This window comes from Psychrobacter sp. GP33, from assembly GCF_014119005.1.
Taxonomy (GTDB): domain Bacteria; phylum Pseudomonadota; class Gammaproteobacteria; order Pseudomonadales; family Moraxellaceae; genus Psychrobacter.
This window is the reverse complement of record NZ_JACGYX010000001.1, coordinates 1-25,822: the sequence shown is the minus strand read 5'-3', so window position 1 is coordinate 25,822 and position 25,822 is coordinate 1. Positions and strand designations below refer to the sequence as shown.

Genomic DNA, 25,822 nt, shown 5'->3' with positions numbered 1-25,822 from the left:
ATTATTAACGCTTATTTATCTTCTTTTTGATGTTCCAACCCTTCATACTTTTTCACGCGGCGACACTGGTCTGAGCAATAGACCATGCTCTCCCAGTTTTTATCCAATTTTTTACTCCAGCTAAACTCGCGTTGGCAGATAGGACATTCTTTTTTGCGGACGTTCTTTTTTTTGTGCGCCATATTACTTAGCCTATTTATTGATGATTTGAAGGTTTACTACTAACTGCTTAACGTCCCCATACAGGCGAGCGCGCTAGTCCGCCTGATTTACTGCTGATGGTGTAGCTTGCGCCACCTGAAAGCGCGCGAATCACAAGGCTACTGCCCTTTTGCCCGCTATGTTGTGTGTTTTGCATCGGGTATACGGCATAGCTGCCACTTGGTGATAAGCGTGCGGGTTCATCCAGTCCCGTCTCCGCTAAATTAATCACTTGCCCAGTTGCCAAGGTCATCACTGCAGCTTGGCGTCCATTCAGATAAGCCATGCGCTGACCGTCTAAACTGAGCTGCGGACTTGTGGCATAACCACTGGTTGCGATTAGCTGAGATTTCTTGGTAGCAAAATTATAACGATAAATGCGCGGACGACCAGCGCGACTTTTATCACTGACGTAAACGAAGCTCTGTCCATCAGGCGCGTAGCTTGGCTGTACTTCAGTACTGGGAACCGTGGTCAGTTGGCTGCTGCTACCATCACTTAAACGCAGCTCATAGATATCAGCATTGCCGCTCGCTGTCGAGCTATAAAGCAGCTTTTGTCCATCTGGCGAAAATGTTGCTGACAAGTGACTGCCTTTTCCACCAATCACCAACGTCTGGGCATGGGTGAGCGTGTCATAGACATATATTTTGGGTGGCTGGCGTTGCGCTTGCTTGCTATATGTTAACTGCTTGCCATCGGCTGACCACGCGGGCGCATAGATATAGCCATTGAGCTGGTCTATCAACTGGCGCTCACTGCCATCAGGACGAATAATATACAGCGATGATATTTTTGCTGCACCTAATCCTTGTTCTTCAACATAGGCAATACGACCTTGACGATCAATCTCTGACATGGTTGCCGTTAGCGGATTTACTATCATATTGCTGGTATTATTGGAGTTTTGAGTGGGTAAAGTACTACAAGCATTTAATACACTTAACGTACCCATTAGCGCTGTAATAATAGCGCCTTTATAGACAGTGGTAATCATCATAAAATAAAACTCAATTAAAGAAAGGCAACACGCCAATCAATAGCTTATAAACGATATATTTAAGGCTGACAGTGTAGCGTAATTAGCGATGCGCTTTTTAATAAAGTAGCATTACTTACCGTTGTTTGCCGCCTATTACTACCACTTATTAAACCTCATCTATAAAAAGCATCATCCACAAAAAAGCCCCACTAAGTTGTGAGGCTTTTTTATCGTGACCGTTATAAACGGTACTTTTTGAAAAGATACTGATTAATTAATTGGATAATGAATTACTTACTTAATCATTTGCTTAGATACGGCTTTAAAGTTTGCGACTTGGTTAGCGTTGGTAATCGTTAGCATAGGCACGTTATTAGCGCCTTTGCTTAAGCTGTATTTACCTTGAACGGTTGCCATAGTGGCAGTGTCAAAGCTAGCTTGTGGCTCAGGGCATGCCATCATGGTGCTAAGTACGTTATTCAACTGCACATTGCCATTCGCGATTTGGTATTGTGCACCCATATTATTACAAGTATTCATAAAGGTAACGCGGTGTTCACCGTTTACATTCATAAAGTTTAGGGTTAAAGGCTTCGCTGGATTAAAGAATAATTGCGATACTTTTTGACCGTTGCTGCGCGTGGCATCAACCAATTGCCAGTTGAAAGCTTCTAGCGTGCTAGTAGTAATAGCTTGTGTAGGTGTGGTAGGCGCTTCCGGGGTCGTTGTGGTCTGACAACCGGCAGCCAATGTACCTACTGCTAGTACACTTGCCATCATTACTTTAGTCATGTTTTTCATAGTTGCTCCTAAAAGGGTAATATTAAATTTCAATTATTATGGTCATTCGGTAAAACGGTTGTAAGCTGTTTTCTGCATTTGCAGTCACTATAATAAAAAATTGTGGCTATAATCAGTATTTCTAAATCACTGAGATCGCCACATATTATAGAAATATCTGTGCATATCTTATTATAACGGGCTTATGTTGCTATGATAATGAGGGTCTTTAGTATTTTTATTTATTATAAGCCTTTATTCTTATTTTGTTGTTACTTATTCCATTATCGCCTACTTTATCGTTATTAGCAATTAACGCTAATAAGCTTGAAACCTTTTGAAAAAGCTTTTAACACCTTCAACTAAACAAACAATGGTAAAACAAGTAACGTTTATCATCATGTTAACCACAGCTTTAGTAATATGAGTTAAGCATTTTATCACTATTGATTTTTAATTAGCGGTAAAGCTGTCGAAACAGTGACGCTATTATGAACATTCATGCAGCTGATATCATGCTGTGTTATGTATGCCCTTTTCATTTTTTTTGTATAGTCGTATACGTGTTTTGCTACTGAACCTTGATAGTTCTAAGGTGACCTGCTAACAGTTCATGTTTATAAGATAATCTCGTCTTTGTAACAAGAGGAAAGCAAGCGCACAAAAACGACTGGCGCGCATTTATGATATAATTTGCTTACTTTAATGCTATAACCAAATTTCATAACGATAAGTACAATCATCATGACTAAAAAATCCTTAATTCAGTCTCCTGAAGCCATAGAAAAAATGCGTGTTGCCGGTAAGCTTGCCAGCGAATTGTTGGTAATGCTTGATGAGCATGTTAAAGTGGGCATCAGTACCGAAGCATTAAACCAAATCGCCCATGACTATATCGTTAATGTGCAAGACGCGATTCCAGCACCGCTGAACTATAATGGCTTTCCAAAATCTATCTGTACATCAGTGAACCATGTGGTCTGCCACGGTATTCCGAGTGAAAGTAAAATCCTTAAAGATGGTGACATTATTAACATCGATGTGACGGTGATTAAGGACGGTTATTACGGCGATACGTCTAAGATGTGGATTGTCGGTAATGGCTCCATCATGGCGCAGCGTATTTGTAAAGTGGCACAAGAAGCACTATATGCGGGTTTGAGTGTGGTCAAAAATGGCGCGCGCTTGGGTGATGTGGGTGCGGCAATTCAAGCGGTGGTTGAGCCTGAGCGTTTTAGTATCGTGCGTGAGTTCTGTGGTCACGGTATCAGTAATGAGTTTCACCATGAGCCGCAAGTGATGCATTATGGTAAAAAAGGCACGGGCTTTGAGCTAAAAACAGGCATGACGTTGACCATTGAACCGATGATTAATGAAGGTAAATGGCAAACCAAAATCTTGCCGGATGAGTGGACGGCAATCACCAAAGACCGTAAGCTGTCAGCGCAGTGGGAGCACACCTTGGTGGTGACTGACAATGGTTGTGAGGTATTTACTGCCCGTCCAGAAGAAGATTTAAGCTTTTTGACTCAGTAAAATTATAAAGATCGCTTCGGCGGTCTTTTTTTTGCGTTATATTTATGATAATGGTTGTATGTTCGTGAGTGGATACCTATTTTGAATCACTTAGGTTGAATCTTTGGGATTGTTGATACATAGCTTAAATTGAATTTGCTATTTAGTCACCGCTATACTTAGTACCGTTATAACTTAGTACCGTTATATTTTGCATTTGCATTTTTATTCTCATTCTTTAATCGGATAACGCTCATGTTCACTTGTGATGTCGCAGCCATTCATCTGATGCCTTTGCCACTGTTACCGGCAGAGCACGGCACGTTAACCCCAGATGCTAAAGAGCATTTATTGCTGGTTATTAGAGGCTGGCTATCACAAATTAATGAAGATATCAGCCGAGCACTTGAGCGTGGGCTGGCGATTCGCCAATTAGTGACGGCACGTGCGTGTGCGATTGATGAGCTGCTGGTTGCTTTATTTACCTGCTTTGAGCTCGATAAAACTGATTTGGCGCTATTTGCTACGGGTGGCTATGGTCGTGGTGAGCTGTCGTTGTATTCCGATGTGGATATATTATTACTCGCACCTGATACGATTTCGCCTGTGATGCGTGCCAAGATTGACAGTTTAGTGGCGCTACTGTGGGATACCGGACTTGAGCCTGCATTGGCAGTGCGCACTGTGCCTGAATGTCTGGAGGCAGCGCAAGATCATACCGTTGCCAGTACCTTATTAGAAGCGCGCTTATTGGTCGGTAATGAGACTTTGCAAAATGTACCTACTGATATCGTGAATCAACTCTGGTCGCAGCGAGATTTTTTTGAGGTAAAAATTGCTGAAGCCAAATCGCGCTATCTGCGCCACAATGCGACCGAATACAATCTTGAACCGAATATCAAATCTGCACCCGGTGGTCTACGCGATATTCATATTATTGGTTGGGTGACCAAGCGTTATTTTCGCGTGGATAAGCTCTATGATTTGGTGCAACAAGGATTTTTGACCGAAAAAGAGTTCGATGAGCTGACCTTTGCCGAAAACTTTTTATGGCAAATTCGTCACTATTTGCACGAATTAACCGGACGTAATGAGAATCGGCTACTTTTTGATTATCAGCGTGATATTGGTGAGCGCATGGGCTATGAGATTCAGCCAGATGATGCACCCAATGCAGCAGTAGAGCGTTTTATGCGCGATTATTATCGCTGTGCCATGCAGATATCGACATTGTCTGAGATGCTAACCAATCATTATTATGAGACGATTATAGAACCAAGTCTGCCTGATGATGAGCGCCCAATTAAACGCCCCTTAAATGCGCATTTTAGTCAGGTGGGTGAGCATATTGCTATTGCGCATCATAGGGTTTTTGCTCAGCATCCTGAAGCCATTTTAGAGATGTTTTTGCTAATGGGGCAATATGGCATTAAAAATGTGCGGACGCGAACGTTGCGGGCGTTAAAGATTGCCGCGCGCGGTATTGACCAAAATTATCGCGATAATCCCGAACATCAAGCGTTATTTTTAGCCAATATTAAAGAGCAAAATTACTTATTTCACCGTCTGCGTACCATGAATCGTTATGGGGTTTTGGGAAATTATATTCCCTCGTTCGCGCATGTAACGGGGCTGATGCAATACGATTTATTCCATCGTTATACGGTCGATGCGCATACTTTATTTTTAATACGGATTTTACATCGCTTTACTGACCCAAGTTTGCAGCAGGAGTTTCCGCTAGTCAGTGCCATTTATCAGCGTATTGAACGTAAAGAGATTTTGGTACTGGCGGCAATGTTCCATGATATTGCCAAAGGTCGTGGCGGCAATCACAGTCAGCTTGGGGAGACAGAAGCAATTGAGTTTTGTCTTACTCATGGGATGAGCGATGCAGATGCGCAACTTGTAGGTTGGCTTACCCGTCATCATTTATTAATGTCGACGACTGCACAGAAAAAGGATATCTCCGACCCAGAAGTAGTAACGATTTTTGCCAATTTAATGGGCAACGTTACCCATTTAAATCACTTATACGTGTTGACGGTTGCGGATATGAATGCCACTAATCCACAGCTTTGGAACAGCTGGCGCGCCACCTTACTCAAACAGCTATACTCGCAAACGCGGCGCATTTTGCGTGCCGATATTGATGCGCCGACCAATCGGCAAGACATGATTAGCGCCACACGCAAGCAAGCTTTGGCGCTGCTCGACAGTGTTGATAAAGGAATTGATAAATCGAGTGTCGAAGAAAGCAATATAGATGGCACGCAGATGAATCGTGACGAGGTGCTGAGATTATGGGATGACTTGGGCGATGAGTATTTTTTGCGGGAGATTGCAACCGATATCTTATGGCATACCCGCGCTATATTAAACCATCCCCCGATTGGGCGCGCCTCTGATGCTGACAGTGCGCCGTTAATAGTCCTGCGTGAACATCGCGAGCTGGCGCTTGATGCGGTACAAGTGTTTGTTTACACTCAAGACCAAGCCAATTTATTTGCCGTCACGATGGCAGTTTTTGACCAGATGAATTTGGACGTTTTAGATGCACGTATTATTACTGCCACGCGTAATTTTGCTTTGGATTCTTATGTATTATTGGATCGTAGCGGCACGTTACTGGTTGATAAAGACAGTCAGCAAGAGCTGATTCAGCGCTTGATTGATGCCTTTAAGAATCCAACCGTGCCTAAGCTGACTACCAAACGTATACCACGGCATCTAAGACACTTTCATGTGCCAACCGTCATTCATTTTGAATTTAATGAGGCATCAAATCAGCATATTATGAGCTTACAAACCCTTGACCAACCGGGGTTATTGGCGCGCGTTGGGCAAGTATTTTTGCAGCAAGAGATTGAGGTACACGCAGCGCGCATCACCACATTAGGTGAGCGCGCAGAAGACATGTTTTATATCAGCGATCAGCAGGATAAACCCTTGTCAGAGACGAAGCTTGCCACCCTGAAAAAGACATTAATAGATGTCCTAATCATACCTCCAGATAATATGGCAAAGTAATATTGAATCATCAAGTATAAGTGAAGGCTAGAATTACTGCATTTGTAACAGGCTTTTATATATCATACCACTGGCATGCGGCGATAACTCAGCGTCCGCAAGCTCAGGCGGTAATATTCGCGCTTCTATCTCGTGCTGCGATAGAAGCAACCGTCCGGCATCAATTTCTTTTTGTAGCAGACATTGCAGGCTTGCCAACCGCAATTGCGCATCATACCGCTCATGAATATGCTGAAGTGAAATAGGCGATTGCGCGTGAATGTCTGGGAAAATACTATCGGATGCCAAAATGACCATCTCATTAAGCATCTGTTCACGAACCAAATCCGCCTTATGAATATTGTCTTGCATCAGATTGGCAAGTCGCCCTTTCATTACAAACATCAGAATAAAAAATGCCGTTTGTACCCCAAATACTGTTATATATTGCCAGAGGTATAAATGTACCTCGAACAGCTTACTCAGCAGCATGAGCGCCAGCGCGACCCCCACATAACTGACCAGTTGCCACATTAGCCACATAATCAGACTGTTTTCCCCAAACCAAAACATCTCGCGCTCTTGCAGGGTAATCAAGCGATGGCGCGCTTGCCACCACTGCTGCTCGCGTCGTTGTAACTCTTGATAAAATGAAGTACGCCGCTCACCATTATTAGAAAAAATGGGCATGTTCGTTATCCTTGAAATAACTTGTGAAATAACCCGCTGGCTAAAAGGGCAGTTATTATATTGATATGCTGTAGCGTTGCACAGTATCTCTGCTCTACATCTATAAGAAATGACGACGAGTTTATAATTACAAGCTCATAACTATAGATAAAGCCATAGCAGTCGAAATCATTGACTGATCGTAACTGATTTATAAAGGTTATAACATGAAGACTATAAAAGGCATGGTGCTCATAACAGCGCTGTCGCTACCAATATAGAGAAGAAGAAAAAGACAAAAAATATGAGAAGTGCTACACTGCTTAAATGTAATTTTTCGTTATAATTTTATTATCATTCGTTCATTATAGTTAGCCACCCTATGAATCACAACTTATCTTATCTGCATCCCTATCCTTTTGCCAAGATGGCGACCTTACTAGAAAATAGCACCCCAGCCCATGCCTATCATGAGATCAAGCTTGGTATCGGCGAGCCAAAACACGCGCCGCCTGAATTTGCTCTGGACGTACTACGAGAAAACTTGGACAAATTATGCCAATATCCAACTACCAACGGTCTGTTTGAGCTGCGCCAAACCATAGCCCATTGGCTAGAGCGTCGATTTTTCCTGCATCATGTCAATGCTAATACCGAAGTACTGCCAGTTATGGGCACTCGCGAGGCGATTTTTAGCTTTGTACAAGCAGTAGTCAATCATGACGATACGGTGGAGCAAAGCACATCTATAAATACCTTAAAAGATAAGCAGCCACCATTTGTTGTCATGCCCAATCCGTTTTATCAAATCTATGAAGGCGCGGCAATATTGGCACAAGCCATGCCTTACTTTGTACCCTGTACTGCAACTAATGGATTTAAAGGTGATTACCGCGCTGTACCCAACGAGATTTGGGCACAAACGCAGCTGTTATTTATCTGTAGCCCAAATAATCCAACGGGCGCAGTCATGACTATGGACGATTGGGAAATGCTCATTCGCCTGTCTGATAAATACAATTTTATTATCGCCAGTGACGAATGTTATAGCGAGCTGTATTTTAAAGAACCACCGATTGGCTTGTTACAAGCATGTGCCAACCTAGGTCGTCATGACTTTAAAAATTGTGTGGTCTTTCATTCATTATCAAAACGCTCAAACCTACCGGGGCTACGCTCAGGATTCGTTGCTGGTGATGCGTCTATTTTAAAATCTTATCTGCAATATCGTACCTATCAAGGCTGTGCGATGCCCGTCCCACACCAACTTGCCTCTATTGCTGCATGGCAAGATGAAAAGCATGTGGCGCAAAATCGTACGCTGTATCAAGAAAAGTTTGCCTTATGGATGACCGAGCTTGGCGACCTACTAGACTTACGGATGCCGGAAGCAGGATTTTATTTTTGGATAAAAGTGCCAGAGCAGTTTGATGGCGATGATGAGGTTTTTGTCAAAGCTTTATATGAGCAAGCCAATATTCATGCCTTGGCCGGTCGCTATTTATCTCGTGAAGTGAATGGTGATAATCCGGGTAAAGGCTACATACGTGTTGCTCTTGTCGCTAGTGTTGAGGAGAGCCGCGAGGCAATTAGCCGCATACGTAAGATGCTAAATGCCCAAAACATCTAATTAACTTAAGAAATGCCATCAATCCAATCGACAAAGTAACTTTATCTACAAAAAACCATAACTAAAGCAATAACCTTTCTTTGATTAGGGATAAAGGCCTAAGCAAGGCGCAGATAGTGCTATAGTGAGATATTGCTATATTAATAGTCGCCATTTACGTCTTATACAGTTATCAAGGATGATGCCATGCCCCATCTTGATTTTGCTCAGCCACCTTTTGATATCTTAACCCCTGCTGAGCGCCTAAGCCTTAAAAAACATACCCAGGTGCGCTATCTTGCCACCAATGAAACGTTGCCTATCGAAGATTTTCAATATTTTTTTGTGGTATTAAAAGGTCATATTCAGCAAACCCTTAATGGTGAATTTGTTGCTTCTTATTTGGGTGGCAATCATTCTGAACAACTCAATAATAATGATTGGTTCGACAGTCGGCGGTTGCCTAAAACTTCTGATATTCAGTTAAGCACTACTAGTGCAGTAGATGCTGATTTGTCACACTCCCCTATAAGTAACGCTGATGAGCTAAATGGAGCAACGTATCACTATCACGCGATAGAAGACACGTTGTTATTACAAGTCGATGGCAGCGCGCTGAATAAAGTCAGCGCCCAAAACCATTTGCTCCGTCAATTATTATCCGATAATTTATCAGAGCGTCTAAAAGCGTTAGAGCAGCGACGCCATTCTCCAAATCCCTCTTTAGGACTTACTCAGTATACGGCTCAGCAAGAAGTGCAGCAAATTATGCTGCAACCGGTGACCGATGTTGCCTTGTTACCCGTTCGGATGATTGATGCTGATAGCAGTTTACAGCAAGCCGCGCGCCTCATGACCGATGCTGGGCTAAAACATGTCTTGGTACGCCCAACTGCCATTGCAGAGCAAGATACGGTAGCAAGTACACTTGGCATTTTAACGGATAATGACATTTGCCGCGCAGTGAGTGAAGCGCAAAACTCTGCTACTACACCATGCCAGCATTATGCTAGCTTTAATTTGCACACCATTGATAGTAAGGATGACATTGGCGAGGCGCTACTAACCATGACTCGCTACCGCATTCATCGGCTGCCTGTCATCGATGATACGGGGAAAGTGACTGGTATATTGGCACAAAGCGATTTGCTTGCTCATATTGGGCATCATTCCCAGCTGATTAGTCTCCAAATTGAGCAAGCAGACGACTTGATTAGCCTACATAAGGCAGTCGATTTAATAGGACGTTATATCCGCGCACAGCATCAAAATGGTGTAAAAATCAGTATTATTAGCCGTATGGTACAAATGCTAAATGCGCAAGTTTTTACTAAACTTTGGCAACTGATCGTGCCAGATGAGGTAATGAAAAATACCTGCGTCATTGTGATGGGGTCAGAGGGTCGCGGTGAGCAAATCATGCGTACCGATCAAGACAATGCGCTTATTATTAAAGATGGTTTTTCGCATCCAGATTTAGCACAGTTCGCAGAAACCTTTAATCAACATCTGGCAACGCTCGGTTATCCATTGTGCGATGGCAATATGATGATGACCAATCCGATGTGGCGACAACCACTCCAGCAGTTCAACGCGCAAATTAGTCTATGGTTTAAAAATACTGACCCCATGCATAGCATATACATCTCTGCAATATTAGATGGCGACTATGTGTGTGGTGATAAGCAATTACTCTCTCAGTTACGCGCGCATCTTATCATTTCCCATCAGCTGGCAGAGCCTATGTTCGTGCGTCACTTTGTTCGTGCCGCTTTACAATTTGGTGATATAAATCAATGGTGGCAAAAATTTGTCCCACTATTAGGTAAGACCAGCTCGTCTGATATCGACCTTAAAAAAGCCGGTATATTTCCCATCGTTCATGGAATTCGAGCGCTAGCATTGGAGCATAATATTTTGCAAGTGCCCAGTACTAAAAATCGGCTAAAAGGATTGGTACAAGCGCATGCCTTAAGCCAAGAGCGCGCCGATACCTTAGGTGAAGCGTTAGAATTTTTTATGGCTCAGCGCTTAACTGTGGCGCTGGTGACAGAAGATAAACACGCACGGCAAGTGAACCCCACGACTTTATCTGCTCTTGAACGCGATGCATTAAAAGAGTGTCTGTCCGTAGTAAAAAGCTTTAAAAACCAGTTGCTTCACCATTATCGGCTTGAGGTAATTTAAAAGCTATATTCTAAAGGCTCTATTTTAAAGACTGTGCTTTAAAGGCTCTCTTTTAAAAATAATATTTTAAAATGTATGGTTAAAAGTCAATAAACATAAGGGGAGATTACTTATGAGCTGGCTAAAACAGTTATCGTCTTCATGGCAAAAGACGCAATTGCAGCGTCCAGAGCTGGCATCAATGTTTGCACTGCCACTGCCTGGGCAATGGGTTGCAATCGACTGTGAAATGACCGGCTTAAATCCGCGTAAACATCACCTACTGTCTGTTGCCGCCATTCATGTAAATGGCGATACGATTGACACAGGTAATGGTCTGCATTTGGTCTGCCGACCACCCGTTATGCCGAATCGCGATACCATTGTCATTCATGGTCTGCGAACCGCTGACGTTGAGCATGGTATGAGTTACGATGAGATGCTTGCGATACTACTGCCTTTTATCAATAATCGACCTATCGTTGGATTTTGTCCGCAGATAGATACCGCTTTTTTAAACCCTTTAGTTAAGCGCTATATGGGCACGTCGCTACCTAATGACGTGATTGATGTACGCGAATTATATAGTCGGCGTATGGGCAATCCTGACCAAAGCGCACCCAATCCATCGCAGCATTTGACCAATATTTTAGCGCATTATGACATCCCTGAGCTGGGCACACATGATGCTTATAATGATGCGGTAATGACTGCTATGGCGTTTTTGCATTTGCGCTAATGTCTAGGAAGGTTTGGTCTATCCACTACGCCAACTATGTCTCTCATGGTACTATAGATGCTTTTTGCCAGCTGACGACAGATATTCTATGCGTATCCTTTCTACGACCCTTTATTCGCGTTCACTAAACCTTGTATCATCTTTGCAGGCTCAGCACGGGCAGTTATTCAAGCTCAGCTTATTAGGCGCTGTGACGACTCTCGCCTCTGTGAGTGCGCATGCAGTTTTGCCCGATACCATTCAAGCGGCATTAACCCGCGCGGCTTTGAAACCTACGGATATCAGTATTATTGTCACTCCAGTGGGTGAAAAAACTGCCAGTCGTTTACCGCCCATTATTAAAGTAATTGATACTAAAAATGATGGCGCAACTCAAATCAGTAGTACTGATTTGCAAGCAGATACAACTATTACCCCAGCTACCAATGCAACTCATAAAAACGCAGTGCCTAAAAGTAATGCATCGAGTAATGACAAGCAAAATAATAACAAAATCACTCAGCCAACAGCCATCGTTATTGATAAAAAAGACATCGTCAAGCAAGAGCGCAAACTTCATAGTTATACCGATGATACTTATACTTATCAAAGTATTGAAAACCCACCGCCTGTTTTACCAACACTTGTTATCCCCCATCAAACCAGTCCAAATGATACCAAGCCTGCCCCTAAAGCCAATCTAAAATCGCTTATTAAATATCAGCCTGATGTTTCCCGAACACCTGCCAGCACTATGAAACTTATTCCCAGTTTCATTGCACTTGATACGCTAGGTGCTGATTTTGTCTGGCAAACGCGGGTATATCATTCAGGTATGATTATTGGTAACAAGTTGCTTGGTGACCTGATTATTCAAGGCAGTGGTGACCCAAAAATGACCCATGAGCGCGTGCAGCAACTGCTTTACCGTGTACAAAAAGCCGGTATTCAACATATTGAGGGTAATATTATTGTCGATAGCGCTATTTTCCATAGTGTCAGCAAAAATCCTGCTGCTTTTGACAACGCGCCGCTACGACCCTATAACGCCAGTCCTGACGGCTTTTTAGTCAATTTTAGCAGTATGGGTATTCACAGTTATCCACTGGATAGCGGGCAAGCACAGCTGACTTATACCCCAAAACTGGCAAATTATCAGATGCCTAGCGTGATTGATACTCGAACGGCTGCCTGTTCACAAGCCAGCTACAGCTTAGCACCGCAATGGCAGACCGATAAATTAACTTTTAATGCCAATTTGCCTGAAAGCTGCGGTGAGCATATCTTTTATGTTGCCTATCCTGACGCCAAAGACTTCGCCGTCCGTGTTATTGCTGAAAAATGGCAAGCAATTGGCAATACGTTAAGCGGCAATGTGATTGCTCAAGAGAAACCCTATCAGGCACGCAATACTCTAAAAACTGCCAATAATGCACAAGCGAAGCGTGGCTTAGCCGCCTTGCCCGTATCACCATTACCGATTGTCAGCTACCCATCATTAACGCTGACTGAACAAATTTATGATATCAACCATTTTTCCAATAATGTTATGACCGAGCAAGTAGCCCTATCAATAGATGCGTATCGTAAAGCCGCAACCATCAAAGCTGATACGCCAAAATCAACCAATACGCCAAATAATGTCGCTGATAAATCTACCAGCTTATATCAATTTGGTATGCCAAAATCTACGGATTATTCTCAAGCACTAGCCACCCTAAATGACTGGTGGCAAACCCATTTAACCACTGCGCCACCGATAATGACCAATGGCTCAGGGCTGTGCCGCGAGTGCACCGTTACCGCTGCTAACCTTAACGAGTTATTAACCTACGCTTACGATCATCCAAGCTTTGGCGCTTACGTCAGCTCGCTAGGTCTCGCTGGGGTTAGCGGAACCATTGCAGCTCATAGCGAGCGCTTGCCTGAGTCAGCAGCGATTGGACGCGCGTGGATAAAAACAGGTACATTAGATAACGTTACTTCAATGGCAGGGTATGTCAAAGGTCAATCGGGGCAAGATTATGCGGTAGTTGGTATTATTAATACTGAACAGTCTTTAAATGCCTATACCGCCAGACCGGTATTAGACGCGCTCCTTGATTGGACGGCGCAGCAGTGATGCATTGTTTATACACCACTTAACGGTCAAACTGCTTCATTAGTAAATGTCTACATTAGTAAAACGCGCTTTCATTGCCTTAACATTTATTATATTTAATCCCAACACAGGTTAGCTTATGTCACGCACACCACTTAATATTAATAAATCTAGTACAACCTCAGAGTCTCATACAGCGTCAAAAATGCCTACATTAACGCCTTCTGTGCGTTTTTTTGCCATTGGTTATATTCTTGCTACCTCTATATTTATGTTAATACAGAGCAAAATTGCTCTTAGCGCCCAACTGGTCACCGTGCTGTCTATTTTGGTCGGAGCATATATCGCCGTTCTTAAGTTTACGAAGCATCAGCACCGCGCTTTAAATCGTAGTGAAATCAACCGACTGACCGTGGCGAGTGTCGGCGTTGTCTGGTTACTGACTGGGATTTATTTATTGATACTGTGGTTTTGGCTCTTTGATGCGGTTAGCCGTGAGGTACTTTTGGAGATGACTCAACAGCAGCCTTTACCATTACTGGGTGCGCTAATGATGATCGTGGTGCTGACTCTGGTAAGCGCGCGTTTGGGCATTTGGATATTTAATCGCGTATTAGCGCCCAGTACTGCTTCATAGATAAAAGCTCAGCGACTCATTATGCTTTTTTCGCCAGACACGCTACAAATTTGTTGCACCATTGTTTCCAAAAATCCGTTACGCTGTTGTTATAGTCTAAAACTCGCAGTATAAAAATTGACCGTATAAAAACTAGCAACATAAGAACAGACTGTATTCATAGCGCGACATGATTATGAGGAGACAGTATTATGGATATGTTATTTTTTGACAATATCGACAACCTTGGACGCATCATCATTACTGCGGTGATGGTCTATATTCTTATCGTCCTTATCACCAAGATTTCTGGCAAGCGCTCGACCTCACAGCTCAATAATTTTGATTGGATTGTGACCGTCATGATTGGCTCATTGGGTGCCAGCACTATTTTGCTCGAGGATATTCCTTTTGTCGAAGGCGGTTCAGCCATTGTGGTGCTGTATGTCTTACAGTTTTTAGTGACTAAATATGCCTCTATCTCAGCGCCATTTAGCAGTGTGATTTTATCTGAACCGCGTATTGTGTTTTATCAAGGGCAATACTTGTCTGATGCCATGCGTGCAGAACGCTTGACCCAACAAGAGCTTGAAAGCGCTATGCGAGCAGAAGGTATCCGCAATTTAAACGAGATTGAAGCCATTGTTTTTGAGTCAGATGCAACTTTGACCATTATTACCAAAAATGCAAAAGCCGCTTATAACGATACGGTTTCCGAAACGCTATTGCCATTAACGGATTCATAACTAATGCTTTTGCAAGACAAGAAAAAAGTGAGACGTATTGACTTTATTTACGTAGAATAAGTGCCATTTTCATCATAATATTGATGATAAGTAAAAGCTTCTAAGAATAAATAGCAAGGATAATTGGTCATGAAAGTACGTCTCTTAACCGTTGGTAATAAGATGCCAAGCTGGGTGCAAACTGGCTTTAATGAATATTATAAACGTATCCAGCCGATGCTTAGTACTGAGATTGTGGAGCTTACCGCAGCCAAACGCGCCAAGAATCCATCGGATGCAAATTTAGCCCAATACCGCGAACAGGAAGGTCAAGTAATACTTGCCGCTCATGCGACCGCTGGACGGGAGCAGCTGTGGGTATTGGATGTTAAAGGTAAAATGCTATCGACTGAAGGCTTGGCAGAAAAGCTTGCCGATGCGATGCAGCAAGGCGATGATATTGCCTTGGTAATTGGCGGTGCCGATGGCGTGTCGCCCGAAGTGTTGGCAGCGGCAGATGTAAAATGGTCGTTGTCTGCGCTGACGTTACCGCATCCGTTAGTGCGCGTGGTATTAATGGAACAATTATATCGAGCCATGAGTATCAATCACAACCACCCTTATCACCGTGGCAATTGATAAATAGCACTATTAGATAAAATATGTGGCAAGTAAACATTCATAAAATATCGCGCGTAAAAGAGATTGAAAAACCAGCCTATGCCCTAATACAGGGCATATGAGCCATTCAAAACCAATAAAATCTATTCTTTCCCAGTATCGTGATTCTTATCATGACAACCATCATGATACGGCAAAAACTGATGCACCTATTACTGGCGCAGTTGCATGGGCAGATATGCCCATTGGGCTGACCAATGCTGCGCGGCTACCCGCGATTTTTATCTCGCATGGCGCGCCAACGCTGGCTATAGAAGACTCCGCAACCACTCATGCCCTTACCCGAATCGGATATAATTTGCCCAAACCAAAGGCAATCGTCATCATGTCCGCACATTGGTTATCTGCCAAGCTTGAAGTCAGTAGTAACCCTAAACCGAAGACTTGGCATGATTTTTCAGGCTTTGATAGCGAGCTGTATCAATTACAATATCCTGTATCAGGGCAACCAGCCCTTGCCGAATCCTTGGCGCAGCAGCTAAGCGCGCGCGGTATTCGTTGCAGTATCAATCCGGTACGGGTCTGTGATCATGGAGTGTGGGCACCCCTTCGGCATGTCTATCCAGACGCTGACATTCCTATCGTGCAGATATCCTTGCCACAGCATTATGACAGTGTTGCCTGTTATCAGTTGGGGGCGCAACTTGCACAGCTTCGTGAACAGCAGATTTTGATTATTGGCTCAGGGAATATCACTCATAATTTACAAGCATTACGTTGGCAAGCAGAGAGCATTGATGAAGCAGCAAAAGAGTTTAAAGTATGGCTACTACGACAGCTCAAAACTGATATTCCAACGGCTTTAGATTGGCAGCAATATCCCAATTATCAACATATCCATCCAAGTGATGAACACTTATTACCGCTATTTTTTGCATTAGGTGCTGGTCAGCGCGTATCTGTCATTCATGAAAGCATGGCACATCATAGCTTGGGTATGGATATTTATCGTTTTGATTAGGAATGCTTAATTAAGCATCCCATTATTTTTAATTGTTATCTTGTTGTTTTTTACTTTGTTATCAACTAAAAGCTGGTTTGGTAAACATTCCGGCGCGCTCCATCTCTCCTGCTACGCTAAATAATGTGGTCTCATCATTCATTCTTCCAATCAGCTGCATCCCAATGGGCAAGCCTTTTTTACTCATACCGACTGGCACAGACATGGCTGGCAATCCAGTAACATTGCCTAATAAGGTAAATGCCATTTTACTAAAAACGGGATGACTTAACTGTTCAATCAATCCTGAACTAAAAGCGTATTTGCCAATACTAAATCCTTTATTAACCACGCCAGCACTACGCATTAATAACTCGTCCAAATAGCTGGGTGGCAAGACACCATGTTTAACCGCAGGCGTTGGTATAGTCGGGCACAAAATCATATCGTATTGCTCAAGCAATTTGCCCGTTTGATACTGACTATCATGCCAGCCTTGCTTAGCATGCACCAAGTCAACGGCTGATAATGAGCGTCCAAGCAACGCCATATTATAAGTTTGCGGTTCGAGATTACTGATATGTGCAGTGCCAAAACAGCGTTCAATATTATCAATGGTAAAGGCAGTATGGGCACAGATAACCACCATAAAATCATGCCAAAATTTGTCAATATTAATAGCCGGTTCAGCAGGAATTACACGATGACCCATGGCTTCGAGTTGCGCAGCGGTTCGCTCAAGCACAGCAAGCACTTCTTTATCTACGAGCGTATCGGCAACCAATGGCTGTTGATGTAAGGCAATAGTCAACCGCCGTGGTGCGCGCATGGCTGCCTGTAAAAAGGTGCCTTCAGGCGGAGCTATTACATAAGGCGCACCCACTTCAGAACCGCTTGTGGCATCCAGCATGGCAGCGCTGTCACGCACACTGCGACTAATCACATGGTCGGCAATCGCGCCATCCCAGCCTTCACCAAATGATGGTCCTATAGGATTGCGCCCACGACTGGGCTTAAATCCAAATTCCCCGCACCACGCCGCAGGAAAGCGAATTGAGCCGCCACCATCACCCGCACCTGCCATCGGTACAATACCACTTGCCACAGCAGCAGCACTACCACCAGATGACCCGCCAGAGCTATAGCCCTTTTTAAACGGGTTTTGCGTTGCGCCATGCGCTTTGGGTTCCGTGGTAATGATTAACCCAAATTCCGGCGTATTGGTTTTGCCAAAGGTGTTCAATCCTGTGGCTTTCATACGTTTGACAATTTCGCTGTCTTGACTTGGGACAATATGAATACTGCGGCTGCCCATGGTTAACGGCTCGTCTGCAAAATAGAACGACAAGTCTTTGAGTAAATAAGGGACGCCAGTAAATGCTCCTTGTGGCAATCCTTGTTGCGCTGCCAGATAAGCGCGCTCATCGAAACGGTGGATAATAGCGTTTAATGTTGGATTAATTTTATTGGCTTGATGAATGGCAGCGTCCAACAACTCTTTAGCGCTGACTTGTTTTGACTTGACTAATTCTGCTAATCCTAGCGCATCATAATGCGTATATTCTTTAAACATAGCCATAATTTCCTTTTATATTTAGCGATATTCATAGTTTAGCGTTTAGCATTATCATAACTCTTTAAATATTTATAAATAGCTTTTTAAACTCTCATAAAAAAGCGAACCACTCTCATGATTCGCTTTTACAACAATAAGCAATCGCTCTTTACATCACATCAGCAACTCACGCTTGCCACTTTTTCCCATCGGACTGACGATTCCTGCTTCTTCCATTGAGTCAACAATACGCGCTGCACGGTTGTAACCAATGCTAAATTTGCGCTGAATGCTTGATGCGGAGACTTTACGGGTTTCCATAATAAAGCCAACCGCTTCGTTATAAAGATCATCGTCTTCACCAGACGGACTGCCCGTACTGCCGCTGCCGATACTGGACAGCTCAAAATTACCTGCCATATTGTCAATATAATCGGGCGCGCCACGCTCTCGCCACGCATCACACACGCTATTCACTTCTTCATCGCTAACATACGCGCCATGCACACGGTCCGGTTCAATTTGTCCCGGTCCTAAGAACAGCATATCGCCATTGCCCAGCATATCTTCGGCACCGCCACTGTCCAAAATCGTGCGCGAGTCAACTTTTGAGTTCACGCGTAGCGCGGCACGGACAGGGATATTGGCTTTAATTAATCCGGTAATCACATCAACTGAGGGACGCTGAGTGGCTAATATTAAATGAATCCCTGCCGCTCGTGATTTTTGTGCAAGGCGGGTGATTAACTCCTCTGCCTGCTTACCGACTTGCATAATCATATCGGCAAATTCGTCAGCGACAATCACAATCATCGGTAAGGTTTTCATCTTGGGCGCTTGGCTGATACTAACGCTGTCATTGGGTTTCCATAATGGGTCGAGTATTGGATTACCGGATTTTTCAGCGGCGCGTACTTTTCTATTAAAGTCGCTCAATTTACGCACTTTGAGCACACTCATCAGAAAATAACGACGCTCCATCTCTGCCACACACCACGACAAACTACTTGCAGCCTCGGTCATATCGGTGACCACAGGCGTGAGCAAATGCGGAATGTCGTTATAATTCGCCAACTCAAGCTGCTTAGGGTCAATCAAAATAAGACGCAGTTGTTCAGGCGTGTATTTTAGTAACATGGATAACAACATGGAATTGACCAGTACCGACTTACCAGAACCGGTCGTTCCGGCAACCAACATATGTGGCGCGCGGGCAAGGTCACTAATGATGGGCTTGCCACCGATATCTTTACCCATGGCGATACTAATTTGCGATTTAGTATCTTTGAATTTCTCGGTATCCAGCAGCTCAATTAAGCGCACCATTTCACGCTGTTTGTTCGGCACTTCAATACCAATATACGGCTTACCGGGAATGACCTCAACCACGCGCAAAGACGCCATCGACAAGGAGCGCGCCAAATCACGTGAGATACCAGTAACCTTACTGGCTTTTACCCCAGGCGCAAGCTCAACTTCAAATCTTGTAACCACTGGCCCAGGAATCGCATTGACCACGTTTGCTTTAACGTTAAATTCTTGTAGTTTAATTTCCAGTAATTCTGATAACTGCTCAAGTTCAACGGTAGTATAGCTTGGCTGATGATTGGGGTCAGGCTTATCTAAGATAGATAAGGCAGGAATCGGCGTTAACTGCGCGCGGTACGCTGCCGTTTGCATGGAACGGGAGCGCTGAGAAAATGCGGTATCATCATGGATCTCCGGCATGACTGGGGCATCTAACTCATCATCTGTCTCGTCAGGCATCATATCGGTAATATGATTGCTACTGTTGCCCTCTGGCACGGCAAAGCTGATGCTAGGTTTTGAAGTTACCAATGAATTATCTTTGTTCTCATTAATAAGAGCGTCATTAACAAGCGCATCCGTTGCCGTTAGTGTTGCTTTTGGATTGGCAGGTGGCGTATTGGTCGGTGTCATATCTTGTGGAATAGAGGTTTGCGATACCATAGCCGCAAAGACATCTGGTGTATCCGCTTCGGTATCTGCTGGCTCATGCGTTAAACGTTCATTAACTACTGGCGCTGTTGGTTCAGCAGCTTTGACCCTAGAGCGCGGTGTATCAGCTGTAAACGACGTTTCTAATGTAGTTGGTGCTGAAACTGACTCATGCTCTGTAAGCCCTGTTGCTGCTAAACCATCAACATTTTTGCTCGGCGGCTTTGTGTTATCTGTCGTCGTATTTGTAAACTCAGTACGGCTTTCAACAACGGGCGTTTCTATAGCCGCTGATAAGTCATTTGATGGTTTAGGCGCTACCACTGTACTATTAATAGGCGCGGTAGCTTTAGGTTCTGTGGCTCTAGGCTCAGTCGTTGCAGGCTTATCAGTTATGGATTGAGCAAGTTTTTCCTCATCGCTAGAGGCAGGAAGCGGATGGGAGTGACCATGGGCAACAACAGCTTCTTGGGCTAATAAGTCCTCAACAGTACTGGCATCATTCCACGCAAAGCTGGGCTCAACCTTACGGGCGACGCTGGTGCTAGAGACAGTATTGTGGCTAGTGTTAGGATTAGTTTTAACACCAGCATTCACCGTATAGTTGTCCGCGTTATGCGCGTTCTGGTTATTAGCAGCGCGATTACTATTGTAACTAGGCTTGAGGGCTTCTGCCGATTCCTGATTTATCGCGGCTTTTGCTCGGTCTGAGGCCTGTTGTACAGACGCCTTTACACTCTCACCCAGTCCAGACTGGGTTAAAAAGTCAGTAAGCACACCACTAAATCGCGCTTGACTGTCCGCTGATTGACCATTATTGCTGTCATGAAGTAAGCTACCTTGGGATGAACCATTTGCATCAGGCTGTAGCTCTAACGGCAACTGTCCATAGTCAGGGCGTTTTTGAGTTATTTTACTAATGATTAAATCTTTACCATCTTGCACCCGTGAGCGTCTGCTTTTAGCACTTGGCTGACGGCTAGATTTTGCACCAGTACTGAGCACATCTTGTGCATCATTTTTAATCCCAGAACCCAGCCATGACAAGGTGGTGAGTTTTTGATAAAAAATTGTCCAATGGATGTTAAAGGCAAAAGTTGCCGTAATCACCACAAATAGCGTTAAAAACAACAAGCTTCCCCACGCAGTCAAGAGTTGAGCCAAGCGCACTTGTAACTCAGTGCCAATCACGCCACCCGTCAAACCCTTAATTCCTGTGCTGACGGTCTCTGCACTCGGTTGCAAGACGGTCATAAACTGAGCAATAAGCGCGCTGGCACTTAATAATAAAAATACATAAGCCACCAAACGTAACACCCAAAATGCCGGTTTATTATCCCACCATATTAAGATAGACTCATAAATCAAAAACGCCAGCAACCACCATGCGCCAAAGCCAAAAAAGCTATAGAGTAAATCCGACAGCCACGCGCCCATTGCCCCACCGGTATTATTAACTGTGGTCATATCGCTGCTGATATGCGACCAACTGGGATCATTACTGGTATAGGTCAGCAAAATCACAAACAAATAGACGGCCAGCATTAACCCTAAGATGGTAAATACGCCCTTTTTTAAATACTCAATAAGCGGTGCTGATATCACGTAAGATCTGCCTCATTATTTAACACTAAATTATCAATACTTAATGGTCATCAGGGCATGATTAAGCCCAATCATGCCAACATAACATGCTTGTTTTACAAGGGTGGGAATGTGCCTATTATGACATAGCTATCCAGCTCTTATTAAGCGAACATCAAGGTATATCGCCAGCGGATTATAGCGTAAAATATAGCAACCGCACGGCACAGATTGTCGTTTTAAAATCATCGGCAGCACACTACAGTTTACGAACATTAATTCCTAACGATACTTTGCTAATATCGCTGTCATACTACATCACTATTATCATCATTAACCTGTTATATGACAGCGGATAATAGATATTGACACTGCCTAGCGCTTGCGCGACTTATGATAACAAATACCCAGCGAAAGTGGCGACTGTGTTTTGAATAAACACGTTAACAAGTCAGTTAATGGTATGGGCGTATATAGACCGCTTTAAATTGACCAAAACAGCACTCAAACACTGATACATTGAAGCGATAAAACGTTGAAACCATCATATTGAAACCCTCACGTTATTGCCTAATACCACCATATGGACGCTCGTACTTTAGTTCTAGTGATACCCATGTTTATTTTAGCAAACTTGTACTTTTTGCCCCAAGCCCTTATGTTAGTATCACTTAGCATGAGCAACTGCCCTATTTATCGCTGTATTACAATAATATTCGCATTTATAACAGCGATGTCATTAATAGCAAATATTAATTTATTTTAGCGCAGATTGTTTTAGCACTAATTATTCTAGCACTGATCTTTTTCCCTTTACCTTTTGCTTGTTAATAAGGAAGCTCCATGAGCACTGTAACTACAAATGCTACTCCACGTCACGAAAAACTTATTATCTTAGGCTCAGGACCTGCTGGGTATTCAGCAGCTGTCTATGCGGCGCGCGCCAACCTCAAACCTGTTATGGTCACCGGTATGGAAGTAGGCGGACAGCTCACCACCACCACTGAAGTGGACAACTGGCCGGGCGATGCGCATGATTTAACGGGTCCAGCATTAATGGATCGCATGAAAGCCCATGCTGAGCGCTTTGGTACAGAACTCGTTTATGATCATATCAATGCGGTTAATTTAAATGTGCGTCCTTTTGAATTAACGGGTAATAATGGCAGCTATACTTGTGATGCCCTAATTATCTCAACAGGCGCATCAGCCCAGTATTTAGGATTAGAGTCAGAGACCAAATTTAGAGGTTTGGGCGTTTCTGCTTGTGCAACTTGTGATGGCTTCTTTTATAAAGACCAAAAAGTGGCGGTTATCGGCGGCGGCAATACCGCTGTTGAAGAAGCACTTTACTTGTCTAATATCGCAGCCGAAGTCACCTTAGTCCATCGCCGCGACAGCTTACGCTCTGAAAAAATCCTGCAAGACAAACTGTTTGAAAAAGCCAAAAATGGTAATGTTAAAATTGAGTGGAACCACAGCGTGAAAGAAGTGGTTGGCGACGACATGGGCGTTAATGGCGTTGTTATCGAATCTATGATTGATGGCAGCACTAAGCAATTAGACGTATTTGGTATGTTTGTCGCGATCGGTCATAAACCCAATACTGCGTTGTTTGATGGTCAACTAGAAATGAAAGATGGTTATCTCGTCGTCAATAGTGGTCTTAACGGTAACGCTACCCAGACCAGTATCGAAGGCGTATTTGCTGCAGGTGACGTCGCCGACCACGTATACCGCCAAGCCATTACTTCTGCCGGTACGGGCTGTATGGCAGCGCTCGACGCTGAAAAATATTTGGATGCTATCGGCGAAACCATTGCTCAAGATCATACTTACGCTTCAACATTGACTGCTGATAAAGAAGCATAGGTGCACAACTTATCTGACATTCTAACTACTGATATGGCGCCTGAGACAGCTCGCAATACGTTGAGAAGTCTTGGGCACTATCAATTCCCGAACCCTGATACCGTCGATCCCGATGGTATCGGTGTGGTGGCTGTCGGTGGTGATTTATCGCCTGAAACTTTGATTTCAGCCTATGCGCAAGGGCTCTTCCCATGGTTTAATGAAGATGAGCCTATCGCATGGTGGTGCCCTGAACCACGGTGTGTCATAGTCCCAGCTGACTATCTGCCAAGCAAATCGCTCCGTCGTCAAGCCAAACGCGAACGCTGGCAATTGACACTTGACCAAGCGTTCAATGAAGTCATCCATGCCTGTAGCTTGCCACGTAGCAATGAGCTACCTGAAGGCGAACATACATGGATTCATGATGAGATGATCGATGCTTATACTCAACTGCATGCTTACGGGTTTGCTCATAGCATTGAAGTCTGGGATGAGAACAAGCAGCTCATAGGCGGTTTATATGGGCTTAAAATAGGTCAAATTTATTTTGGCGAGTCGATGTTTCATCGTGCTTCCAATGCGTCAAAATTAGCATTTTGGGGTCTGATGCATTTATGCGAACAAAGTAAGGTTGCGTTAGTGGATTGTCAATTGCCTAACGAGCATTTAATGAGCTTAGGCGCGACTACCTTACTGCGTGCGGACTTTCTAGCGCAACTAAACCTTTTGATTGGTAGCAGTTCAGAAAAGTGGCGGGCTAATTCTCATCAGTCACTGGCAGTTGCCCTTTTAGACACACTAGCGCCTTGGAAGCTAAAGAACGATAAGCTTTAAAATAAACTACCACCAACCTCAATTTTTATCGAATTTAAATTTTTTTTGCAATTATGAGGTTATTGTATGATACCAGATACATCATTTTTGCTCATCGGTGCACTTGCAAACCAAGCCAATACTACTAAAGATACAGTGCGCCATTATGATCAGCTTGGGCTGCTAAAATCTCGTAAACGCCAAGCGGGTTCGCGTCTATATACTGAATTTCATCCAGAATGTATCGAACGCATTGAGTTGATTAAGAGTGCTCAGGCGATCGGCTTTACGTTAACTGAAATTAAAGACAGCTTGAATGATTATTACGATGGGCAGCTCGATATTAGTGAGCAGCTTTATGTCACTGAGCAAAAACTAGAACAAGTTAAAAAACAGCAAGCCAATATCAACCTTATGGTTGAGTTATTAACTCAGCGTATTGATATTCTTAAACGTATGAAAACAGACAGCTCTTATATCCATAACGTTGAGGATTGCAAACCTTCTTCCTCTTCCATGCCCCCCCTTTAATCGCCCTTTTTCATATATCCTGTCATTCACAGTCATCACAGTCATCACAGTCATCACAGTCATCACAGTCATCACAGTCATCACAGTCATCACAGTCATCACAGTCATCACAGTCATCACAGTCATCACAGTCATCACAGTCATCACAGTCATCACAATAAACACAATAAACACTCTAATCTTAATAACTTAATATTTATAATATTATGAGCCTATTATTGCTAAATTATTCTCATTAAACAAATGCTATTAAACATAACTAAGCTGCATAATAAGTGCATCCATTGCTGGTTTATGTGAATGTTGATAATAGTCTTTGCGACGGTGAATCTCATCAAATCCTTGCTGCTGATAAAGTGCTATTGCTGGCGCATTATCAGCACGTACTTCTAACAACAAACTCTCAATCTTATCAGCTTGCAACTCATTATTAAGCGTTGCGAATAACTGCGAGGCGATACCTTGACGCTGATAGTTAGGGTGCGTACCGATACGCAATATCTCTGCTTGCTCAAATACTACTTGATATAAACAGTAGCCAACAACTGCGCCTGGATTCTCACTAGTCTTATGAATAGCAACGAGCAGTTTTACACTGTCTTGCGTTAACAAACCAGTAAGCGACTCATAAGTCCATATATCTTGCTGGTGAATAATAGCTTCAATATCAGCCACCGACTGAATATCTTGTTGACGTTCAGCTACATCATTCGATAAGTGTTTTACACTTAACATAAGCTTGCCTCTATTTTTAAAATTACTTAACCGTATTTTTATAATGGGAGCTATCTTTGCTTTATTATTTATATAAACT

General features: G+C 43.5%; 20 protein-coding genes. 13 read left to right on the top strand and 7 right to left on the bottom strand.

The window, feature by feature from the left end; genetic code table 11:
- Positions 1 to 11: 11 nt before the first annotated feature.
- The 3 genes from H2245_RS00100 to H2245_RS00090 all read right to left on the bottom strand — a co-directional run bounded on the left by H2245_RS00100 (position 12) and on the right by H2245_RS00090 (position 1,984).
- A complete protein-coding gene (locus H2245_RS00100; RefSeq protein WP_182405001.1) occupies positions 12 to 182 on the bottom strand; it encodes a DUF2256 domain-containing protein in 171 nt (56 codons plus the stop codon).
- Between the two features lie 47 nt (positions 183 to 229).
- The gene (locus tag H2245_RS00095; RefSeq protein ID WP_182405000.1) at positions 230 to 1,201 is read right to left on the bottom strand and encodes a PD40 domain-containing protein; all 972 of its coding nucleotides are present in this window, start codon (positions 1,199 to 1,201) and stop codon (positions 230 to 232) included.
- Between the two features lie 276 nt (positions 1,202 to 1,477).
- The gene (locus H2245_RS00090; RefSeq protein ID WP_182404999.1) at positions 1,478 to 1,984 is read right to left on the bottom strand and encodes an META domain-containing protein; all 507 of its coding nucleotides are present in this window, start codon (positions 1,982 to 1,984) and stop codon (positions 1,478 to 1,480) included.
- Between the two features lie 723 nt (positions 1,985 to 2,707).
- Between H2245_RS00090 and map the strand changes: the two genes are divergently transcribed.
- Positions 2,708 to 3,499 (top strand): type I methionyl aminopeptidase, encoded by a 792-nt coding sequence (gene map, locus H2245_RS00085; RefSeq protein WP_182404998.1) that lies wholly within the window; start codon positions 2,708 to 2,710, stop codon positions 3,497 to 3,499.
- Between the two features lie 234 nt (positions 3,500 to 3,733).
- Positions 3,734 to 6,508, top strand: a complete 2,775-nt coding sequence (gene glnD, locus H2245_RS00080; RefSeq protein WP_182404997.1) for a [protein-PII] uridylyltransferase — start codon at positions 3,734 to 3,736, stop codon at positions 6,506 to 6,508.
- 33 nt (positions 6,509 to 6,541) lie between these two features.
- On the opposite strand, the gene H2245_RS00075 is transcribed toward glnD, so the two are convergent.
- Positions 6,542 to 7,177 carry a hypothetical protein gene (locus tag H2245_RS00075; protein ID WP_182404996.1) on the bottom strand — a complete coding sequence of 212 codons (636 nt, stop codon included), beginning with the start codon at positions 7,175 to 7,177 and terminating at the stop codon, positions 6,542 to 6,544.
- Between the two features lie 361 nt (positions 7,178 to 7,538).
- On the opposite strand from H2245_RS00075, the gene dapC reads away from it, so the two are divergent.
- The 8 genes from dapC to H2245_RS00035 all read left to right on the top strand — a co-directional run bounded on the left by dapC (position 7,539) and on the right by H2245_RS00035 (position 16,733).
- The gene (dapC, locus tag H2245_RS00070) at positions 7,539 to 8,786 is read left to right on the top strand and encodes a succinyldiaminopimelate transaminase (protein ID WP_182404995.1); all 1,248 of its coding nucleotides are present in this window, start codon (positions 7,539 to 7,541) and stop codon (positions 8,784 to 8,786) included.
- A gap of 186 nt (positions 8,787 to 8,972) precedes the next feature.
- Positions 8,973 to 10,952 carry a DUF294 nucleotidyltransferase-like domain-containing protein gene (locus H2245_RS00065; RefSeq protein ID WP_182404994.1) on the top strand — a complete coding sequence of 660 codons (1,980 nt, stop codon included), beginning with the start codon at positions 8,973 to 8,975 and terminating at the stop codon, positions 10,950 to 10,952.
- Positions 10,953 to 11,064: 112 nt separating this feature from the next.
- Positions 11,065 to 11,670, top strand: a complete 606-nt coding sequence (locus H2245_RS00060) for a 3'-5' exonuclease (protein WP_182404993.1) — start codon at positions 11,065 to 11,067, stop codon at positions 11,668 to 11,670.
- 88 nt (positions 11,671 to 11,758) lie between these two features.
- Positions 11,759 to 13,771: a D-alanyl-D-alanine carboxypeptidase/D-alanyl-D-alanine-endopeptidase gene (locus H2245_RS00055; protein WP_182404992.1), complete on the top strand. Its 2,013-nt coding sequence runs from the start codon at positions 11,759 to 11,761 to the stop codon at positions 13,769 to 13,771.
- 118 nt (positions 13,772 to 13,889) lie between these two features.
- Positions 13,890 to 14,387 carry an ABZJ_00895 family protein gene (locus tag H2245_RS00050; RefSeq protein ID WP_182404991.1) on the top strand — a complete coding sequence of 166 codons (498 nt, stop codon included), beginning with the start codon at positions 13,890 to 13,892 and terminating at the stop codon, positions 14,385 to 14,387.
- Positions 14,388 to 14,578: 191 nt separating this feature from the next.
- Complete coding sequence (locus H2245_RS00045; protein WP_182404990.1) at positions 14,579 to 15,112, top strand: DUF421 domain-containing protein; 534 nt, start codon at positions 14,579 to 14,581, stop codon at positions 15,110 to 15,112.
- Positions 15,113 to 15,241: 129 nt separating this feature from the next.
- Entirely contained in the window at positions 15,242 to 15,730 is a 489-nt protein-coding gene (gene rlmH, locus H2245_RS00040) for a 23S rRNA (pseudouridine(1915)-N(3))-methyltransferase RlmH (protein ID WP_182404989.1), read from the top strand.
- Positions 15,731 to 15,830: 100 nt separating this feature from the next.
- Complete coding sequence (locus tag H2245_RS00035; protein WP_404944636.1) at positions 15,831 to 16,733, top strand: DODA-type extradiol aromatic ring-opening family dioxygenase; 903 nt, start codon at positions 15,831 to 15,833, stop codon at positions 16,731 to 16,733.
- A gap of 61 nt (positions 16,734 to 16,794) precedes the next feature.
- Here H2245_RS00035 and H2245_RS00030 read toward each other — a convergent pair whose 3' ends face one another.
- Positions 16,795 to 18,291, bottom strand: coding sequence for an amidase (locus H2245_RS00030; protein WP_259365013.1), 1,497 nt, complete (start codon positions 18,289 to 18,291; stop codon positions 16,795 to 16,797).
- A gap of 150 nt (positions 18,292 to 18,441) precedes the next feature.
- Entirely contained in the window at positions 18,442 to 21,831 is a 3,390-nt protein-coding gene (locus tag H2245_RS00025; RefSeq protein WP_182404988.1) for a DNA translocase FtsK, read from the bottom strand.
- Between the two features lie 822 nt (positions 21,832 to 22,653).
- Here H2245_RS00025 and trxB point away from each other — a divergent pair.
- The 3 genes from trxB (at position 22,654) to H2245_RS00010 (ending at position 25,008) form a co-directional block, all read left to right on the top strand.
- Positions 22,654 to 23,682: a thioredoxin-disulfide reductase gene (trxB, locus tag H2245_RS00020; protein WP_182404987.1), complete on the top strand. Its 1,029-nt coding sequence runs from the start codon at positions 22,654 to 22,656 to the stop codon at positions 23,680 to 23,682.
- 33 nt (positions 23,683 to 23,715) lie between these two features.
- Positions 23,716 to 24,498 carry a leucyl/phenylalanyl-tRNA--protein transferase gene (aat, locus tag H2245_RS00015; protein WP_182405638.1) on the top strand — a complete coding sequence of 261 codons (783 nt, stop codon included), beginning with the start codon at positions 23,716 to 23,718 and terminating at the stop codon, positions 24,496 to 24,498.
- A 66-nt stretch (positions 24,499 to 24,564) separates the two neighbouring features.
- Positions 24,565 to 25,008 carry a MerR family transcriptional regulator gene (locus H2245_RS00010; RefSeq protein ID WP_182404986.1) on the top strand — a complete coding sequence of 148 codons (444 nt, stop codon included), beginning with the start codon at positions 24,565 to 24,567 and terminating at the stop codon, positions 25,006 to 25,008.
- Between the two features lie 249 nt (positions 25,009 to 25,257).
- Here the strand turns inward: H2245_RS00010 and rimI are convergent, their stop codons facing one another.
- Positions 25,258 to 25,743, bottom strand: a complete 486-nt coding sequence (gene rimI, locus H2245_RS00005) for a ribosomal protein S18-alanine N-acetyltransferase (protein ID WP_182404985.1) — start codon at positions 25,741 to 25,743, stop codon at positions 25,258 to 25,260.
- Positions 25,744 to 25,822 lie beyond the last annotated feature (79 nt).

What these genes read in the sequence shown, in the direction of transcription:
- H2245_RS00065 (WP_182404994.1), top strand. Translation starts at nt 8,973, where the DNA reads ATGCCCCATCTTGATTTTGCTCAGCCACCTTTTGATATCTTAACCCCT.
- dapC (WP_182404995.1), top strand. Translation starts at nt 7,539, where the DNA reads ATGAATCACAACTTATCTTATCTGCATCCCTATCCTTTTGCCAAGATG.
- rimI (WP_182404985.1), bottom strand. Translation starts at nt 25,743, where the DNA reads ATGTTAAGTGTAAAACACTTATCGAATGATGTAGCTGAACGTCAACAA.
- H2245_RS00090 (WP_182404999.1), bottom strand. Translation starts at nt 1,984, where the DNA reads ATGAAAAACATGACTAAAGTAATGATGGCAAGTGTACTAGCAGTAGGT.
- H2245_RS00030 (WP_259365013.1), bottom strand. Translation starts at nt 18,291, where the DNA reads ATGGCTATGTTTAAAGAATATACGCATTATGATGCGCTAGGATTAGCA.
- H2245_RS00075 (WP_182404996.1), bottom strand. Translation starts at nt 7,177, where the DNA reads ATGCCCATTTTTTCTAATAATGGTGAGCGGCGTACTTCATTTTATCAA.
- H2245_RS00095 (WP_182405000.1), bottom strand. Translation starts at nt 1,201, where the DNA reads ATGATGATTACCACTGTCTATAAAGGCGCTATTATTACAGCGCTAATG.
- H2245_RS00050 (WP_182404991.1), top strand. Translation starts at nt 13,890, where the DNA reads ATGTCACGCACACCACTTAATATTAATAAATCTAGTACAACCTCAGAG.
- aat (WP_182405638.1), top strand. Translation starts at nt 23,716, where the DNA reads ATGGCGCCTGAGACAGCTCGCAATACGTTGAGAAGTCTTGGGCACTAT.
- H2245_RS00045 (WP_182404990.1), top strand. Translation starts at nt 14,579, where the DNA reads ATGGATATGTTATTTTTTGACAATATCGACAACCTTGGACGCATCATC.
- H2245_RS00055 (WP_182404992.1), top strand. Translation starts at nt 11,759, where the DNA reads ATGCGTATCCTTTCTACGACCCTTTATTCGCGTTCACTAAACCTTGTA.
- H2245_RS00035 (WP_404944636.1), top strand. Translation starts at nt 15,831, where the DNA reads ATGAGCCATTCAAAACCAATAAAATCTATTCTTTCCCAGTATCGTGAT.
- map (WP_182404998.1), top strand. Translation starts at nt 2,708, where the DNA reads ATGACTAAAAAATCCTTAATTCAGTCTCCTGAAGCCATAGAAAAAATG.
- H2245_RS00010 (WP_182404986.1), top strand. Translation starts at nt 24,565, where the DNA reads ATGATACCAGATACATCATTTTTGCTCATCGGTGCACTTGCAAACCAA.
- rlmH (WP_182404989.1), top strand. Translation starts at nt 15,242, where the DNA reads ATGAAAGTACGTCTCTTAACCGTTGGTAATAAGATGCCAAGCTGGGTG.
- H2245_RS00060 (WP_182404993.1), top strand. Translation starts at nt 11,065, where the DNA reads ATGAGCTGGCTAAAACAGTTATCGTCTTCATGGCAAAAGACGCAATTG.
- H2245_RS00100 (WP_182405001.1), bottom strand. Translation starts at nt 182, where the DNA reads ATGGCGCACAAAAAAAAGAACGTCCGCAAAAAAGAATGTCCTATCTGC.
- glnD (WP_182404997.1), top strand. Translation starts at nt 3,734, where the DNA reads ATGTTCACTTGTGATGTCGCAGCCATTCATCTGATGCCTTTGCCACTG.
- trxB (WP_182404987.1), top strand. Translation starts at nt 22,654, where the DNA reads ATGAGCACTGTAACTACAAATGCTACTCCACGTCACGAAAAACTTATT.